This is a genomic window from Mesorhizobium sp. KR9-304 (assembly GCF_040049215.1).
GTDB lineage: Bacteria > Pseudomonadota > Alphaproteobacteria > Rhizobiales > Rhizobiaceae > Mesorhizobium_K.
Map to the genome: position 1 here is coordinate 1 of NZ_JBDZDN010000002.1, position 15,976 is coordinate 15,976.

Genomic DNA, 15,976 nt, shown 5'->3' on the forward strand with positions numbered 1-15,976 from the left:
TGTTCGGCGGAGCGTTTGCCGCCAGTCGACTTCGAATTCATGTTCGTTCCTTCGTCTCCGACGAGAACGAACACTCCTTAAATCACACCCTCATTTCTGTGCCATAGGCGCTGATCCCGGACAGCCAATGGACATCGCCGCGTGGCACAAATACCATCGGCGAACCTGCCTCCAAGGCGTCACCCAAATGGCAGATCATCAACGCGTAAAGCGTCGCCTCGCCGCCATCGCCGTCGCAGATGTCGTGGGATATTCGCGTCTCATGGAAGCCGACGAAACGGGCACGCTTGCAGCGCTGAAGGAGCGCCGGAAGACCATCTTGGAGCCATTAGTGCGTAGTCACGAGGGGCGGATCGTAAAGGTCATGGGAGACGGAGTGCTGATGGAATTCGCCAGCGCGGTGAACGCCGTAGAAGCGGCGCTGGAGTTGCAGCACGAAATGGCCAAAGCCAACATGGGTTTGAACGAGGATAGACGCATCCTTCTGCGTATCGGCATCAATCTCGGTGACATCGTTGGCGAGGGGTCGGATGTCTACGGCGACGGCGTCAACATAGCCGCGCGGCTCGAAGCGTTGGCTGAACCAGGCGGGATCTGCATCTCCGCCAAAGTGCGTGACGAATTGCGAGGCAAGAGCTCTCGGGTCTTTGAGGACATGGGAGAGGTCGAGCTCAAGAACATCGCCAATCCTGTGCGCGTGTTCAGGATCGCGCATCGTCTGGTGCCTGCATCCGTCGGGCCCTCGCCGCCCCTTCCCGACAAACCGACGATTGCCGTCCTTCCATTCATCAACATGAGCGGGGATTCCGAACAGCAATATTTTTCCGACGGCATCAGTGAGGATATCATCACCGACCTGTCACGCGCCCGCGCGCTGTCAGTCACCGCGCGGAATTCATCGTTCCAGTACCGCGACAAGAGCGTCGATGTGCGCCGGATTGCGCGCGAACTCGGCGTGCACTACGTCGTCGAGGGAAGTGTCCGCAAGCTGGGGAGCCGGATACGCATTACGGCGCAGCTGATCGACGGGGTTTCAGGCAGCCACGTGTGGAGCGAACGGTTCGACCGGAACGTCGAAGAGCTCTTCGAGGTCCAGGACGAAGTAACACGCACGATCGTCGCGACTGTGGCTGGTCGGGTGGAGGACGCTGAAATTCGGATGGCCTCGAGTAGGCGGACGGACAGCCTGCCGGCCTATGACTGCCTGCTGCGGGGCGTCCAGCATTTGCGAGGCTTCGGCCCCGAGAACAACCGTCGGGCTCGCGAGTTGTTCGAGCAGGCTGTCTCCCTCGATCCGCAATACGCTCTCGCCTATGCCTATCTGGCGTTGTCGCTTATGGTCGAGGGCAATTACGGCGCGGCGTCGGATTTGACCCAAAATCGGGCGTTGGACCTAGCCAAGACTGCAGTCCGGTTGGACCCGCGCGAAAGTCGATGTCACACGTTCCTCGGGCAGGTCCACCGATTCCGCGATGAGTACGATCTGGCGATCTTGCACCTCGAGAATGGTGTGGCGCTTAACCCGAACGATGCCGTCGGCATTGTCCATTTGAGCTCGGCACTTGGTGTCGCAGGCCGTCCCGAAGAGGGCGTTGACCTTGCCCGCCAAGCCCTCAGACTCGATCCTCATGTAAAGTTCGCCTGGGGCACGCTCGCCTTCTGTCTTTACGCCATGAAACGCTACGATGAAGCCTTGTCGGCAAGCCGGAGAATCGGACCTGAGATATCGATTTGGGCTATGGCGCGGGAAGCGGCCTGTCTGGCTCAACTCGGGCGCCTTGATGAAGCCCGTTCAAAAGCAGCAGAAGTGCTTCGGCGCCAACCGGGGTTCAGCGTGCGGGCAGAGATGCCTCACTACAGATATCCCGCCGACGCCGAGCACCTGCGCGAAGGTTTGCTGAAAGCCGGGCTTCCGGAATGAGCTTAGCTAGGTCGGCGCGCTCTCGATGGGAATTCACGACGAAGCCCGCAACGCCGGCCTGGGCCCGGACATGACTGGTCGTCACACGGCGCCGATGCGTTCGGATTGATGTGCGTCGTCTATGAGGAGCCGCACAAAAGGCCGCTCGTTTTTCCCAAACGCGATATGACTTGGGTGGTTCAATCAAGGGTGGCTTCGGGCCGGAACCAGTAGGTCCGCTTTTGTGCAGGGAAGAACGATAGCGGACGTTCAACCTCCAAGGTTTGATGTCGTGAGTTAACCCAAGGCTGACGTCGCACGATTCGTAGTTCAAGGGTTCGGATCGCGGCAAAAACGGACATTCAGACTCACGCTGTTCGAATAGCGTCGGCGCGCCAAACATCCGCCGCTACCGGCAAGAACGATCTATCAGGCAGCAAAGCTCCCCTTTGGTGGCCGGATCAAAGTGCAGGCAGTGGCAGCGCGCTAAATTTCAAACTGACCCACTACCAACCCCCTATACGCCTGCTTTAGTATCTGCTAATTTAAATAGGTGGGGGGGCTGCTCGATGCCGACTACCCTGCCTGTCAAAGACATCTCGCCCGAGCCGCCAGCGGTTCCGCTCCCGGTATGCATGGGACCTCCAACCGAATTGTGGGTGGAGACGATCAAAACCAGCGAAGACGTTCAAGGCTTCTGGCGCGGATACGCCATCGGCGGCGCGGTGTGCACCGTTCTGCTCCTGGGTGAAGTAGTGGTTATCATCATGGTACTTTGAGCGACCGGGGAGTCGAAAGAAGAGATCAGGCCATGCAGCGAGCAGCAAGACGAGGCCCGTAAGCCGGAATGCTATTGCTTGGCCAGGGAATAGGTTTGCGGAGACTTTCGATATGCTTCTTCGCAACGCGGGGAACAAAACCAGGGGCCTTCAATGCTCGCCCTTTGGTAGGGCGCATAGGGCGCATGCATTTTGCAGACTGGATCGATCCACGTTGGGTCCGCCACCGGCGCAAGCTCGATTGCGTAGAGAGAGATTTGATCAGCCACCGATCGCAGCGCCGTCATTCCGAGGTTCCGCACGAGTATGCCGTCCGCAGCAGCTGTTCCGGCAACAGATTGAGTGGCAAGTAGTTGACCAGGGGATGCAAGCGCCGTGATGCGCGCTGCAATGTTGACGGTTGATCCAAAAAGATCGCCTCCCCTACGAATGACTGGGCCGTGGTGAACCCCCGCCCGCGTTAGCGGCAGTCGAGGTTCTGTTCGGCATGCAGGCAAGAGCCTGCCGAGTGCCTGGATCGCAATTTCCGGCTCGGGAAAGGCGAGCATTGCCTCGTCACCGATCCACTTGATCGGGGGTTCATAACCGCTGAGAGACTCACGGACCATCGCCTCAAAAACCTCCAGGACAGCAATCGCGGAGGCATCCCCATGGACATCCGCAATTGCACTGAATCCTGCGAGATCGACGAACGCGATGGTAGCCGACGCATTGGCGGAATCTTGGACGATGCGCAGATCTGCGATCATAGAGAAGACTTATCCTAAAGGCCTTACGCATTAAAGCGCACGGGTGGCGGAAAGCTCTACCGCAAGGCCCTGGCGATGGCCGCGATGCGGTGGGGTGTAGTCATAACTTTCCTGATAGCCAGGCAGACCCGACATTGCGTGCGAGGCTACTGGACTACTGCAGGTCTAAACACCGCCAACGGATCGTATCGAGAGGCGATCCGGGAGCCGGCGATCCCTTGATCTCTAGGGGAATAGCTCAACCGAATTTTGTCATTCCCGCACTTCGAACAGCGCATTTTACGAGCCAGGTCTTTGTGCATGGCACTAGCCTCGGGTCCAAGCTTTGCTTTCATTCGCAGAAGGTTGAGTTCGTGCTGATTGTCGCATGATCCCTCGCCACAACGCGCAGAGACGACGATGTCGCAGTCAATCAACAGCTGGATTGTCCAGTGGGCCATGTACGTTACCGGGAGAAAAATTCGCTCCATGATGCGGTCCGCTTTCAGCTGTCGTCTACACACGCCTTCTTTTTCCCCACAGATTTTCATCGCCTGGTTCGCGGACGCCGTGCGACGGAGCGTAAACCGCGGCAAATCTTCTGGCTCAAGGCAAGGACGCTTCGTAGAACGGGGGATCGGTAAGGCGGAAGCTGATCAATCATCCCACCGCTCGACGCCCTGAAGGCTGGCCGCCCAGCCAGCGCGGCATGAGTGGGTCATCTAAGGCCGATCGCGGCCAGGTCGCTACGTTGCCTCGGCGCGAATACCGCTGCTGCGCCTCCCTTGTGCTCTGAATGAGGATGCCGAACTATGCTGATCGACTTGCGTATAGGACAGACCTGACACATCGGCTGCCGCGAAAGGCCTGGGCGACATTGGATCCCTATTTCCTGCTTCTGGCGGTCTTCGGCGCGGTCATTCTCCTGACTGCATGGCTGCCTCTCATCCTCAAGAATCTGCCGCTTTCACTCCCCATGGTATGCATTGGCATCGGCGTCTTGCTCGTCCTGTCACCCTTCTCATCAATCGTCGGCGTAAACCCTTTGGAGAACCGATATCTCACCGAGCGGCTGACAGAGTTCGTGGTGATAGTTTCGCTGATGGGGGCCGGACTGAAACTGGACAGGCCGATCGGTTGGCGAAAGTGGGGATCCACTTGGCGCCTGCTCGGCATCGCCATGCCGCTGACTATCGCGGGGATCGCTATCCTTGGTTGGGCGGCACTTGGACTCGGACTCGCCGCTGCGCTGCTCCTGGGGGCGGCTCTGGCTCCCACCGACCCCGTCCTGGCGAGCGACGTGCAAGTCGGCCCACCGCAATCAGGCGAGGAAGATGAAGTACGCTTCGCCCTCACCTCTGAGGCCGGCTTGAACGACGGAGCGGCCTTTCCGTTTGTCTATCTCGCAATTGCAGTTGCTCTATCTCAGGCTTCGCCGCAGCCGTTCCTCGCCGACTGGCTTCTCGTCGACGTTCTTTGGAAGATCGCCGCGGGACTGGCGATTGGCTGGATCGGCGGGAAAGCCATGGGCTTCTTCGTTTTTCAAATGCCCAATCGTGTCGGCCTTTCGGAAACACGCGATGGCTTCGCCGTGCTCGGTATCACTTGCCTTGCTTACGGTACAGCCGAACTGGCCAACGGCTACGGCTTCCTGGCGGTGTTCGTGTCAGCCCTTGCGCTTCGGTCTGTCGAGCGCCGCCATCATTATCACGAAAGCCTTCACATCTTTGCCGAGCAAATCGAGCGCCTGCTCATGATGTTCCTGCTCGTCTCCTTCGGTGCTGCCATTGCGGAAGGCTCGATCTTTTCAGCGCTCAGTTGGCCAATCATTGCGGTAGCTGCACTGGTCTTGTTTGTTGTTCGGCCGCTATCGGGTTGGATCAGTCTGGCCGGGTCTCCAGTGACCTTGCGTGACAAGGCGGCAATATCCTTCTTCGGCATCCGAGGACTCGGCTCATTCTACTACGTTGCCTATGCCGTTGGACAGGCGGACTTCGAGGGGGCTCCAGTCATTTGGGTCACAGTTTGCAGCGTGGTCCTCGTCTCCATTATCATCCATGGCGTTCTCGTTACGCCGGTGATGAGGCGCCTTGACCACTACAGATCGGGGTAGGCGCGGCGGTCGCTTGGAATCGGCCGCTAGCCTCATCCTGCCAGGCGACGCTCGAGACTGCGGACATCCCGCAGTATGCGCTATTCGGTTGGCTTGTGCCGGCTTGTGAGCAAACTGCAAACGGTGGTTTGCAGTCTGAACACCCGCGGGATTTCCATGTCGCAGTGCGCAATCGCCTACTATCGCGTGTCCACCCAGAGGCAGGGTCGATCGGGACTTGGCATCGAGGCGCAGCGGGCGTGTGTGGAGCACTTCGCCAACGCCGAAGGCTTTCAGCTGATCGGGGAGTATGTCGAGGTCGAGACAGGCAAGGGCTACGATGCGCTGGACAGGCGCCCTCACCTCGCCCGGGCCTTGGCTGCGGCTCGACAGGCGCGATGTCCGGTGATAGTAGCCAAACTCGATCGCCTGTCGCGCGACGTGGCCTTCATCTCCGGCCTGATGGCCAGCCGCGTCCCCTTCATCGTCGCGGAGCTTGGCGCCGATGCGGACCCATTCATGCTCCATCTCTACGCCGCGCTCGCCGAGAAGGAGCGCCAGCTTATATCGCAACGGACGAAGGCGGCACTTGCTGCCCGGAAGGCACAGGGTGCGCGGTTGGGCAACCGTCGGTCGCCAGCGCTGGCCGCAGCAAAGGGACGCGCGGCAAGTCTGGGACAGGCAGATCGCTTTGCCGGTGAGATCATTCCAATCATTCGCACCATCCAGCGAGCAGGCATTACGAGCCTGCGGGGAATTGCAGCGGCCCTGGAAGCCCGGGGCGTCCGGACGGCCCGCGGCGGCACGTGGCAGGTGTCCAACGTACGCAATATCATCCGAAGGGCTGGTGCCGTTTTAGAGGCGGGAATTACGCACCCTTTGCGCTGCCTGTAGACTTGAATGTCGCGCAAGGGGCCGAAATGGCGACCCAGGGGAGAGGCTTAACTGTCGCCTTTGCCGAATAGCCGGCTATGCATTGAATTCTCACGAAATTAGCAGATGCTAATTGACGCCGGGAGGAACACCCTAACCGGCATGGCCCGGCTGCCCGCCCCTGAGACCCAATCGCATGCAGCCGGGCCGCCTCATTATGAGGCCAGTCTTACATACGGCCCGTCTCGTCGGTCTTGCTGATTTTGGCTAATGTCGTTGGACTGACCATATGGATCGGAGAACTTTCAACGCAGGGGAAACGATTTTCCAGGCGGGGGATCAGAGCGACTGCGCGTTCCTGATTGTTGTCGGAACCGTCGAAGCGCGGCTGCCCAACGGACGGCATAAGCGCTTGGGCCCCGGAGAGATCTTCGGTGAGATGGGCCTGATCGACAGCCGGCCTCGCTCCGCAACGATTGTCGCTATGGACTACACCGTTTGCGCGACCTACTCGGAAACCGAGCTACTGCAGGCTATTCGCACGCATCCAGACGAGGCAGTTGCCTTCATTCGTGCATTGATCGCGCGGCTACGTGACGCCAACGAAGGCCATTAGCGGAGTGGTTACCTGCCGATCGCTACACCATCGCCGATCCTGCCCGAACTAGCTGAAGCAGCAGAACCACGATGAGGCCGGCGGAAATCGGCACGCCAAAAGGCACCACCTGTTTTCGACCCAGGTGCTGGATATAACCGCGGAACATACCCTCGGCAAGGAGCAGCGGATTCTTGACGACGAACGCCGTCAAGATGGCCGCGATCAGCAGCACAATTGAAAACAGCAAAAGGTCACCGCCGCCGGTCACAAGCGGTGCGGCCGCCATGAACTTCACGTCCCCCGCGCCGACCTTGCCCATGATCCAGAATGGAATGAGGAGACAAAACAGCACCAGCGCGGCGACTATCCCGAGCCCGATGCGCCAGGGTTCTTCGCCTGCGAGCCAGCCGACAATCATCACCGCAGCGCTAAGAGCCACGACGGCGAGGACATCGTTGTTTCTAATCTTCTGCAGGGTGAAATCCAGGAATCCGATTTTGCCGAGAGCTGCGATCAGCACCAGCTTCAGGCCGATCGACAGCGCCAGCAACATCTAGCGCTCTATGTTGTCGACGCTGGAGGCCAACAGCTCCAGATTGTTCTTCACCGTCGGGTCGTTGGGGGCGATCTCGTAAGCTTTCAGGAAATTGCGCCTCGCTTCCTGCAACTTGCCGCGCAATAGATAAGAGTAGCCAACGTTATTGTAGTATTCGGGCGTTGCGCCGAGATAACGGAATGCCTGTCGGTAGGCCTTGTCGGACAGATCAAATCGGCCGATTCGGTCGCAGGAGGCCGCCAGCCCCAGCCAGGCCACGCCGTCGTTCGGTGCCAGTTGCACGGCCTTGTAGAAAAGCGCACCGGAGTTGCCGTAATTTTCCGAGCGGAACTGGTTTTTGGCCTCTGCTACAGCCAGATCCGACGCGTAGTATTCGACGGGCGAAACCGTTTGCAGCCCCTTGAACGTATCCCCGAACGACGTGAGTTCCGACGGGCTCGGCTCATTGGTTCGCACAATGCCGTCCTGCGAGCCGGCCGACTGACAGCCGACAACGGCCAATACCAAGATCAATAGTGGTAACCACTGGCGCATTAGCACCGGCCCGGATTCCCCAAGCCATCCCCCATTTCCCGCATCATTCCGCCACACCCTCCTGTGACTGTCTAGAAGAAAATACCCTTCATGCGGATAATCACAGGCAACATCACGATCATCAGAACGACTGGAAACACGCATAGCCCAAGCGGCAGAACCATTTTCACAGGAAGCGCATTTGCTTTCTCTTCCGCACGCAGTATGCGCTGAGTGCGCATTTCGTCAGAGTATACGCGTAGAGCTTCGGTCAGGCTGGTGCCGAGTTCCTCGGACTGACGGAACAGCACGGCGAGCGAGCGAGCTTCCTCGATGCCGATGCGGTCGGCAAGTTCGCGCAGAGCGTCACGCAGCGGCTTTCCGGCGCGCATCTGCAAGGTCATGATCGCTAGTTGAACACCCAAAGCCTTGTGCGTTCCGGCGAGTTCGCTGCTGACCCGCTCGACCGCTGCCTCCAGGCTCATGCCGGCGTCGGCGCAGGTCAGCATCATATCCATGAAGTCCGGAAACCCTCGGCGATATTTCTGCTTTTGCGCATTTTCAAATCGATCCAGGGCTATGCTGGGAATGACGATGCAGCCAAGGCCGAGCAGGAACGAACCGCCAAACGTCAGGAAGGCTGGAAGCCGCGGCGGCAGCAGATTCGAAAGCACGACGTACGCGGCGAGAAAGCCGATGACCACGAATCCGATGCGAAGCGCGATATAGACCACCGGTGCGCTTGGCTGGTGAAATCCCGCTCGAAAGAGTTTCGCCTCGAGAGCGTCAGGCTGGCTGTTCTCCTTCTCGATTGCTTTGAAGTAAGCCTCGACCGGCCGGCGCGCCGCAATCCTAGTCAGTTCCGTCTGTGCTTCGAGCGACCGGCGACTCTTGATCCCTTGGGCCAGCAATTGCTCCGTTATTTGGCGCCTCGTCTGCAACACCGGTGTGAGCAGAAAGCCCGCAACGAGGAACAGAAGCACGGCCGTCGCGAAGACGGCGGCCGAGAGCAGAAATCCAGGACCCAAAAGCGACATAAGGGTGTCGATGGCTGCCCCCTCAGAAATCGAAGTTGACCATGCGATACATGATGTAGTCGCCGAGCAGCGCCCACGCTCCGAAGATCGTGAAAGTCGGCACGATGACAGGTTTTCCCCACACGTCGCCGTAGTAGCTCGGTGCGATCAGCGCGAGAATGCCGAACATGACCAGAGGAAACAGAGAAATCATGATCGCGGAAAGCCGCCCTTCCGCCGAAAGCGACCGGATCTTCATCCGCAGCTTCCGCCGCTCGCGAAGCACCTTCGAAAGATTGGCGAGGATGTCCGTCAGGTTTCCACCGGTCTTGGCCTGAATGGAGAGCGACACCGAAAGCAGGTGCAGCCCCTCGAAGCCTACACGCTCCGACAGTTTGCGCACAGCCTGCTCAAGGCTTAGGCCGAATGTGACCTCATCCGACACTATTCCGAACTCGGTGCCGATTGGATCCGGCATTTCGCGTGCGACCATGGCCACTGTCACACTTGCCGGATGGCCCGCGCGCAGCGATCGAACGATCATGTCGAGTGCATCAGGCAGCTGGCCCTCAAACTTCGCAATCCGCCTCCTGCGGGCTCGGCGCAGCACCAGCACTGGCAGGATCAACGCCACGGCCACAAAGACCAGGAGGGAAACGAGGAGGGAAACGCTCAACAATGTCCGCAGTGCCAGCGCCAGCACGGTCCCCGCGGACAAGAAGGTCAAGCCGAATGCTACCGGACTGCCTGTGATTCCCGATTGCGTGTAGAGCTGATTCAGCCAGATGGCGCCAAAGGCGAAGTTGCCTTCTTCGGTCAGCCCACGCTCGCGCAGCAGGTTCTGAAGAGTCTGCTCAGCCGGCGCGTCGTCCGCAAGCCGCTTCAGCCTTCGATTAATAGTCCCTACCTTAGCCCGGCGTCCGGCGAAGGACAGGTAGGCAGCTTCGATGCCGAGGATTGCGGAAGCAGCCGCCAGCGCAAGAACCAGATAGAAGATGAGCTGGCTCGACATCATCTCAGAGGACGACCTGCGGGTTGAACGCGTCCTTGGGGAAATGATGGCCCAAAGTTGCCGCTTCCTGCGCAAAGCGCGGCCGGACGCCGGTTGCCCGGAATTCGCCCACCACAATTCCGTCCGATGTCACGTCGCGACGGATGAAATGGAAGATTTCCTGCAACTGGATGACCGACCCTTCCATTCCTGTCAGTTCACAGATCGACACCACCTTGCGGCCGCCATCGGAAAGCCGTTGCGTCTGGACGATGACGTCGATGGCAGATGCGATCTGCGCCCTGATCGATTCCTGCGTCATCGCCGTTCCCGCCATCCCCACCATCTGCTCCAGCCGCGCCAGCGCATCGCGGGGCGTGTTGGCGTGAATGGTGGTCATGGAGCCTTCGTGGCCAGTGTTCATGGCCTGCAGCATATCGAAAGCCTCCTCGCCGCGGACCTCGCCCACGATGATGCGGTCGGGACGCATACGAAGCGCATTCTTAACCAGTTCACGCTGGCGCACTTCGCCCTTGCCCTCCACGTTGGGTGGACGTGTTTCCAGACGCCCGACATGAGGCTGCTGCAACTGCAGTTCGGCCGCGTCCTCTATGGTGATCAGGCGCTCTCTGGGCGAGATGTAGTGGGACAAAGCATTGAGAAGCGTGGTCTTTCCGCTGCCGGTGCCGCCCGAGACGAGAATGGACTTCTTGGCCTGCACCGCGATGCGGAGTGTTTCGATCATCGGCGGACGGATCGAATTGAATTCGATTAGGCGTTCGAGCGAGTAAGGCCGGCGGGAAAACTTGCGGATCGAGACGAGCGGCCCATCGATCGAAACCGGGCGCACAGCAATGTTGACGCGTGAACCGTCGGCGAGACGTGCATCCACCATGGGAGACGACTCGTCGACGCGGCGCCCGATGGCGGCGACGATCTTGTTGACCACCCGCAGCAAATGCGCCTCGTCGCGGAAGCGGATGCCGGTTTCCTCCAGCACGCCGCGCCGCTCGACAAATACACGCCGATGCGTGTTGATCAGGATATCGGCGATGGAATCGTCCTTGAGCAGCGGCTCGATCGGGCCGAGGCCGAGCATCTCGTCGGCGGTGTCGTTGGTGAGCTGATCGAGCTCGCGTGCGTTGAGCGCAACGTTGGCGGTCCTGACGAATTCCCGGACGATAGGCCGTATCTCGTTCAGTATTTCGTCGCGTGAGGCCGTTTCCAGCACGGCGAGATTGAACCTGTCGATCAGGTGCCTGTGCAGTTCCACCTTGAGGTGGAGCAACGGATCTCCGGGGAGGTCTTCCCTGAGATCGTCGGAAACGGGCAGGACGGGCGCAGGCTCCACGGGCGGCTCGACCCCCACCTCCACCTGGCTCTTGGTAAACCGTCCAAACATGTGCGACGCCCACCCAGACGCACTTGCCCTCTGATCGATCAGCCTCACGCATTTTGCGATCAACTGCAAGAATTCATTAACCTTAAAGTTAACGCCGCATTTCTAGCCACTGCCAGCCGGCCTAGCGGCCCCTCAACGCAGTTAACCGGACCGTGATGCGTGTGGGGTATTGTCGGAGCCCGCCGGCGGTGCGAAACTGTGCCGGCCAAGGGGGGCAAACGGGTGGCGGGGAAACTCGAAAGAGCGTTCCGCATACAGGAGCGCGGCGACATGAGGGGCGCGACCGTCGCGGCAGGCCTGTTCGCTCTCTATTGCTCTTCTGCTTATATACTTGCGGGGATATACAACTTTCAAATCAAGTATGATCTCTACAATCGGGTCTCGTACGTAGGGATAATATTCCCGATCATGACGCTTCTCCTCGGCATGCTGTATACGCTGGCGCGGGAGCGGCCTGACCGGCCGTTCAATCATCTCAAGAAGAAGATAATAGACGACTGGGTGGTTTCGGAGAAGATAGTTTACGGCTTTCCACATTTTGTTTTGATAGTCGTCTTCTTTTCTTTCTATTCAAGCATCAAGAGCGCCATCTCGAACATTCAGCCATTCTACTTCGACAGTTATGCGGCAAACTTGGACGGCATGCTGCACGGGGTTGATCCGTGGCGGCCGCTCCATGCCGTTTTCGGCGGTGAAATTTCGACATGGACCATCGGAGTTCTTTACAATTTGTGGGTCCCGGTTGTCTTCGGAACGCTGGCGTTCGTGTTGTTCGTCTTGAACAACAACCACCTGCGCGGCCGGTTCGTCATTTCTTTTCTCCTGACCTGGAGCCTCCTCGGTTCATTTTCGGCGATCGTCTTTTCATCGGTCGGACCATGCTACAATGAGCGGTTCTTCGGCGACCCGCGTTTTGCGCCGCTTATGGCCGCTCTCGATGGAATCGACCGAACCCTGCCGCTGCTGACCCGCTCCACGCAGGAATATCTGTACAATGCCTATCAGACAGCCGAACCCGGACTTGGCACCGGAATTTCGGCGTTTCCTTCCCTGCACGTCGCCAGTGCCATGCTGGTCTGCCTGTTCGCTTGGAATTTCGGACCGTTCTGGAAGGCCGCGGGCATCCTGTTCGTCGCCGCTATCTTGGTGGGGTCGGTACATCTCGGCTGGCACTATGCAGTCGACGGCTACGCCTCGATTGCCGCCGTGTCGTTGATCTGGCTGGCAGTCGGCCGCGTTCTCCGCCCTTCCGCCAATCCCAACATCAGTATCCCCGACACCCTAAACTGAATTACCGCTTAAATTGTTCAAGTATAAATCCCATAATGGGTTATATCTGTTAAAAGATGATAACTTTTGTCATCTTAAAACGGTTCCCTTAATTGTGACATTTTGGTTAAAATTGGGCCATAGCGCAGCATAATCAATGAGTTGACGCGCCACTATTAGGTGGCTCGACAACCGCCGTCCCGGGCACACACAACTTAAGAAGTCGTTAATTTATTGACTTGCGTGTAAAAGGTTGAACACGATCTGTGCTGCGACGAGGTGGGGCCTCGTCTTGTTCCGGGTAAAGGGGAATGGGCATATGCGTAAAATCATGACATTCGCAAGACGGTTTCGCGACGACGAAGACGGCGCTGCGATGATCGAATACACGGTGCTTCTGGGCATCATCACTGCCGCAGTGATCGCGACAATCATCCTCGTCGGCATCTGGGTTTCCGGCCAGTGGGTAAGCCTCGAGGGACAGTTGCCGTCCTAAACTCTACATGGAGCGGGGCCCGGGACGTCAATGTCCGGGCCTCTCAATGCTCCGACGCTTCTTGAGCGCGCACCGCGCGAAAGTTGAGCTATGCGTGCCAACACCATCGTCATGGTCATACTCGCCGCCGTATTCGGCATAGCGGCAGTCGTGCTTGCGAATATGTGGCTGGCCGACCAGCGCAGCGCCATGGCAAGCGTCGAGGAAACTGCCGGCGACACGATCGTGGTGGCCGCAGTTCCATTGAAATTCGGTGATACGCTGACATCAGACAATCTCCGCGAGATCGCCTGGCCCGCGGCATCGCTGCCGGTCGGCGCCTTCAAGACCCGCACGGAAGCGCTTGCGGGCGAAGGGCAACGCCAGGTGCTGATGCCGATCGGCGTCAACGAGCCGGTCCTAACTTCCAAGATTACGGGTCCCGGCCAGCGCGCAACGCTTTCTGCTGTGCTGACGGAAGGCATGAAGGCCGTCTCCATACGCGTCAACGACGTGCTTGGCGTCGCCGGCTTCGTTTTGCCCGGCGACCGCGTCGACATCCTGCTCACCCGCAACATCCGCAGGGCGAGCGGCGGCCAGGAAGCCTTCGTTGACGTGCTGCTGCAGAGCGTGAAGGTGCTGGCGATCGACCAGGTGGCCGACGAGAGCAAGGAGAACGCGACGGTCGTCAAGGCCGTCACACTGGAGGTAACGACCAAGGACGCGCAGAAGCTGACGCTTGCCGCCGGCATCGGACAGCTGTCGCTGGCGCTGCGCGAGGTCGCCTCGGCCGAAGGAGAAGTGACCGGCCGCGTCACCGCGGCGGACCTCGTCGGCGCTGCCCAGGCAATCGCGGACCAGGCGGTGGAAGCCGCGGAGGCGGCGATAGCCGAGCCGGTGAAGGAAGAGCCGGTGAAGGTCGTCAAGGTGGAAGGACCGACGCACGCCAGAATTGGCGTCTACAGGGGAATGCAGCGGCAAGTCTACGAGGTGCCGCGGAGCAGGTAACGGGCCGAAACACGGCAGATGGGGCGGGCATGAACGCAGGTGCGGGGTTCAGGGTTTCCAGAAGCGCTGCGGCGCTGACTTTTCTGCTAGCGCTTGTCGCTTTCGCGGCGAGCGCCGTTGCGGCCGACAGGCGGATCGATGTGTCCTCGCCGAAGGTGCACCGGCTGTTCATCCCGGTCTCGCAGTCGGTAACGGTGGAGCTCAACCGCAATCTTGGCGACATGGTTGTGGCGGACGCCAAGATCGCCGACGCGCAGCCGATGACCGACCGCGTGCTCTACGTCATCGGCAAGGCTGGCGGCACAACTACCGTCAACCTCTTCTCGGAGGACAAGCGCTCGCTCGGAGTGCTCGAGATCGAGGTCGGCGTCGACGTCGACGACATGGCGCAGGCGATTAGACAGGTGGCGCCGAAATCGCGCGTCACCATCGGTTCGGTCAACGGCAAGGTGAGGCTCGGCGGGCGCGTCAAGGACGGCGCGACGCTGGCCGCGATCCTCGAAGTCGCCCAGCAATACGGCCCGGATGCGGTTATCAATTCGGTCGAGGTCGAAGACAGCCAGCAGGTGAACCTTGAGGTACGCGTTCTGGAAGTCTCCCGCAATGCGGGGCGCGAGGTCGGCGTGAGTTGGGCGTATCGAAATCATAGCGGCAGCGGGGCGGGCATCATCGGCGACGGCGTGAACATTACTGACGGCATTGTGACCGCCGGAGGAATCTTCGCCACCGGCAACGCGCCCTTCGCGACTGTTATCGCCAATGTGCTCGACAAGGGCGTCGACGTCGACGTGATCATTCGCGCGCTTGAAGACAAGCGGCTTGCCCGACGTCTGGCGGAACCCAATCTGACCGCGCTGTCGGGCGAGACGGCGAGCTTCCTCGCCGGTGGCGAGGTGCCGGTCCCGGTGAGCCAGGACGACAACACGATCACCGTGGAATACAAGGAATATGGCGTGAAGCTCAACTTCACACCGATCGTGCTCGACGACAGCAAGATCAATCTGCGGCTCAATCCGGAAGTGAGCGAGGTAGATCCAACGCAAAGTATCCGTGTGGACGATCTGGAGCTTCCAGCCTTCACGACGCGCAAGGCGTCGACCGTGGTCGAACTGCGCGACGGCCAGAGCTTCGCCATCGCCGGCCTGCTGCAGGCGCATAACCGCAAGCTGCAGAGCCAGATCCCTTGGCTCAGCCAACTGCCGGTGCTGGGCGCGCTGTTCCGCTCGTCAAGCTACATCAAGAACGAGACCGACCTCGTCATCATCGTGACGCCGCGCCTGGTGCGCCCGGCCGCCCCCGGCGAGCAACTGGCGACGCCGCTCGACAAGACAAGGCCGACGAACGATCCGGAATATTTCCTGCTCGGCCAGCTCGAAGTGACCAAGGATATGGTCCGCGCCTACGAGCAGGGCAGCGGCGTGATCGGACCCTATGGCCACATGCTCGACGTGCGCTCGAAGGACCAGATGACCTATGTCAAGAAATAGCGCCATCCTTCTCGTCTTCGCGGCAAGCGCATTGGCAGGCTGCGCCGACTATCTCAACCGCTACGACACGGTCACGTTGGCGGCGGGCGATGCGCAGAAATACAACGCCATGCTGCAGACCAAGGACCCGTTCAATCCGGCGTCGGACAACACGGCGATAACGACTGACGGAGGGCGCGCAAGCGACGCCGTCGTTCACAAACACAAGAGGGTCATGCTGCCGGGCGCGGCACCGCCCCCCGTCACGATCAACATAGGCACGAATTGAAAGGCATCTGGGTGGCGGGAA

General features: G+C 59.7%; 16 protein-coding genes and 1 pseudogene. 11 read left to right on the forward strand and 6 right to left on the reverse strand.

The genetic code is table 11. The features are described from left to right. The first annotated feature begins 127 nt into the window (after window positions 1-127). From ABLE71_RS12250 to ABLE71_RS12260, 3 genes and pseudogenes are all read left to right on the forward strand, one after another. Window positions 128-1,921, forward strand: a complete 1,794-nt coding sequence (locus ABLE71_RS12250) for an adenylate/guanylate cyclase domain-containing protein (protein WP_348783733.1) — start codon at window positions 128-130, stop codon at window positions 1,919-1,921. Between the two features lie 9 nt (window positions 1,922-1,930). After that, window positions 1,931-2,134: pseudogene (locus tag ABLE71_RS12255) on the forward strand (hypothetical protein); the annotation flags it as partial. Window positions 2,135-2,469: 335 nt separating this feature from the next. Next, window positions 2,470-2,679, forward strand: coding sequence for a hypothetical protein (locus ABLE71_RS12260; RefSeq protein WP_348783734.1), 210 nt, complete (start codon window positions 2,470-2,472; stop codon window positions 2,677-2,679). A 71-nt stretch (window positions 2,680-2,750) separates the two neighbouring features. On the opposite strand, the gene ABLE71_RS12265 is transcribed toward ABLE71_RS12260, so the two are convergent. After that, the gene (locus tag ABLE71_RS12265) at window positions 2,751-3,428 is read right to left on the reverse strand and encodes an adenylate/guanylate cyclase domain-containing protein (RefSeq protein WP_348783735.1); all 678 of its coding nucleotides are present in this window, start codon (window positions 3,426-3,428) and stop codon (window positions 2,751-2,753) included. A gap of 856 nt (window positions 3,429-4,284) precedes the next feature. Between ABLE71_RS12265 and ABLE71_RS12270 the strand changes: the two genes are divergently transcribed. The 3 genes from ABLE71_RS12270 to ABLE71_RS12280 all read left to right on the forward strand — a co-directional run bounded on the left by ABLE71_RS12270 (window position 4,285) and on the right by ABLE71_RS12280 (window position 6,988). Continuing rightward, window positions 4,285-5,520, forward strand: coding sequence for a cation:proton antiporter (locus tag ABLE71_RS12270; RefSeq protein WP_348783736.1), 1,236 nt, complete (start codon window positions 4,285-4,287; stop codon window positions 5,518-5,520). Window positions 5,521-5,676: 156 nt separating this feature from the next. Continuing rightward, window positions 5,677-6,393, forward strand: a complete 717-nt coding sequence (locus ABLE71_RS12275; protein WP_348784462.1) for a recombinase family protein — start codon at window positions 5,677-5,679, stop codon at window positions 6,391-6,393. 268 nt (window positions 6,394-6,661) lie between these two features. Next, on the forward strand, window positions 6,662-6,988 hold the full coding sequence (locus tag ABLE71_RS12280; protein ID WP_348783737.1) for a cyclic nucleotide-binding domain-containing protein: 327 nt from the start codon (window positions 6,662-6,664) through the stop codon (window positions 6,986-6,988). 22 nt (window positions 6,989-7,010) lie between these two features. Here ABLE71_RS12280 and ABLE71_RS12285 read toward each other — a convergent pair whose 3' ends face one another. The 5 genes from ABLE71_RS12285 to ABLE71_RS12305 form a co-directional block, all read right to left on the reverse strand. After that, window positions 7,011-7,523: a prepilin peptidase gene (locus ABLE71_RS12285; protein WP_348783738.1), complete on the reverse strand. Its 513-nt coding sequence runs from the start codon at window positions 7,521-7,523 to the stop codon at window positions 7,011-7,013. Next, window positions 7,524-8,060 (reverse strand): tetratricopeptide repeat protein, encoded by a 537-nt coding sequence (locus ABLE71_RS12290; RefSeq protein WP_348783739.1) that lies wholly within the window; start codon window positions 8,058-8,060, stop codon window positions 7,524-7,526. It abuts the gene before it with no gap. 71 nt (window positions 8,061-8,131) lie between these two features. After that, a complete protein-coding gene (locus ABLE71_RS12295) occupies window positions 8,132-9,076 on the reverse strand; it encodes a type II secretion system F family protein (RefSeq protein ID WP_348783740.1) in 945 nt (314 codons plus the stop codon). A gap of 22 nt (window positions 9,077-9,098) precedes the next feature. Further along, window positions 9,099-10,067, reverse strand: a complete 969-nt coding sequence (locus ABLE71_RS12300) for a type II secretion system F family protein (protein ID WP_348783741.1) — start codon at window positions 10,065-10,067, stop codon at window positions 9,099-9,101. A 4-nt stretch (window positions 10,068-10,071) separates the two neighbouring features. After that, window positions 10,072-11,448 (reverse strand): CpaF family protein, encoded by a 1,377-nt coding sequence (locus tag ABLE71_RS12305; RefSeq protein WP_348783742.1) that lies wholly within the window; start codon window positions 11,446-11,448, stop codon window positions 10,072-10,074. 270 nt (window positions 11,449-11,718) lie between these two features. On the opposite strand from ABLE71_RS12305, the gene ABLE71_RS12310 reads away from it, so the two are divergent. From ABLE71_RS12310 to ABLE71_RS12330, 5 genes are all read left to right on the forward strand, one after another. Next, a complete protein-coding gene (locus ABLE71_RS12310; protein WP_348783743.1) occupies window positions 11,719-12,738 on the forward strand; it encodes a phosphatase PAP2 family protein in 1,020 nt (339 codons plus the stop codon). Between the two features lie 310 nt (window positions 12,739-13,048). Then, a complete protein-coding gene (locus tag ABLE71_RS12315; protein ID WP_348783744.1) occupies window positions 13,049-13,213 on the forward strand; it encodes a Flp family type IVb pilin in 165 nt (54 codons plus the stop codon). 90 nt (window positions 13,214-13,303) lie between these two features. Further along, complete coding sequence (cpaB, locus tag ABLE71_RS12320; protein WP_348783745.1) at window positions 13,304-14,200, forward strand: Flp pilus assembly protein CpaB; 897 nt, start codon at window positions 13,304-13,306, stop codon at window positions 14,198-14,200. A gap of 29 nt (window positions 14,201-14,229) precedes the next feature. Next, entirely contained in the window at window positions 14,230-15,687 is a 1,458-nt protein-coding gene (locus ABLE71_RS12325; RefSeq protein ID WP_348783746.1) for a type II and III secretion system protein family protein, read from the forward strand. Then, a complete protein-coding gene (locus tag ABLE71_RS12330) occupies window positions 15,674-15,955 on the forward strand; it encodes a hypothetical protein (protein ID WP_348783747.1) in 282 nt (93 codons plus the stop codon). The genes ABLE71_RS12325 and ABLE71_RS12330 overlap by 14 nt, the downstream gene beginning before the upstream one ends. Window positions 15,956-15,976: the final 21 nt, after the last annotated feature.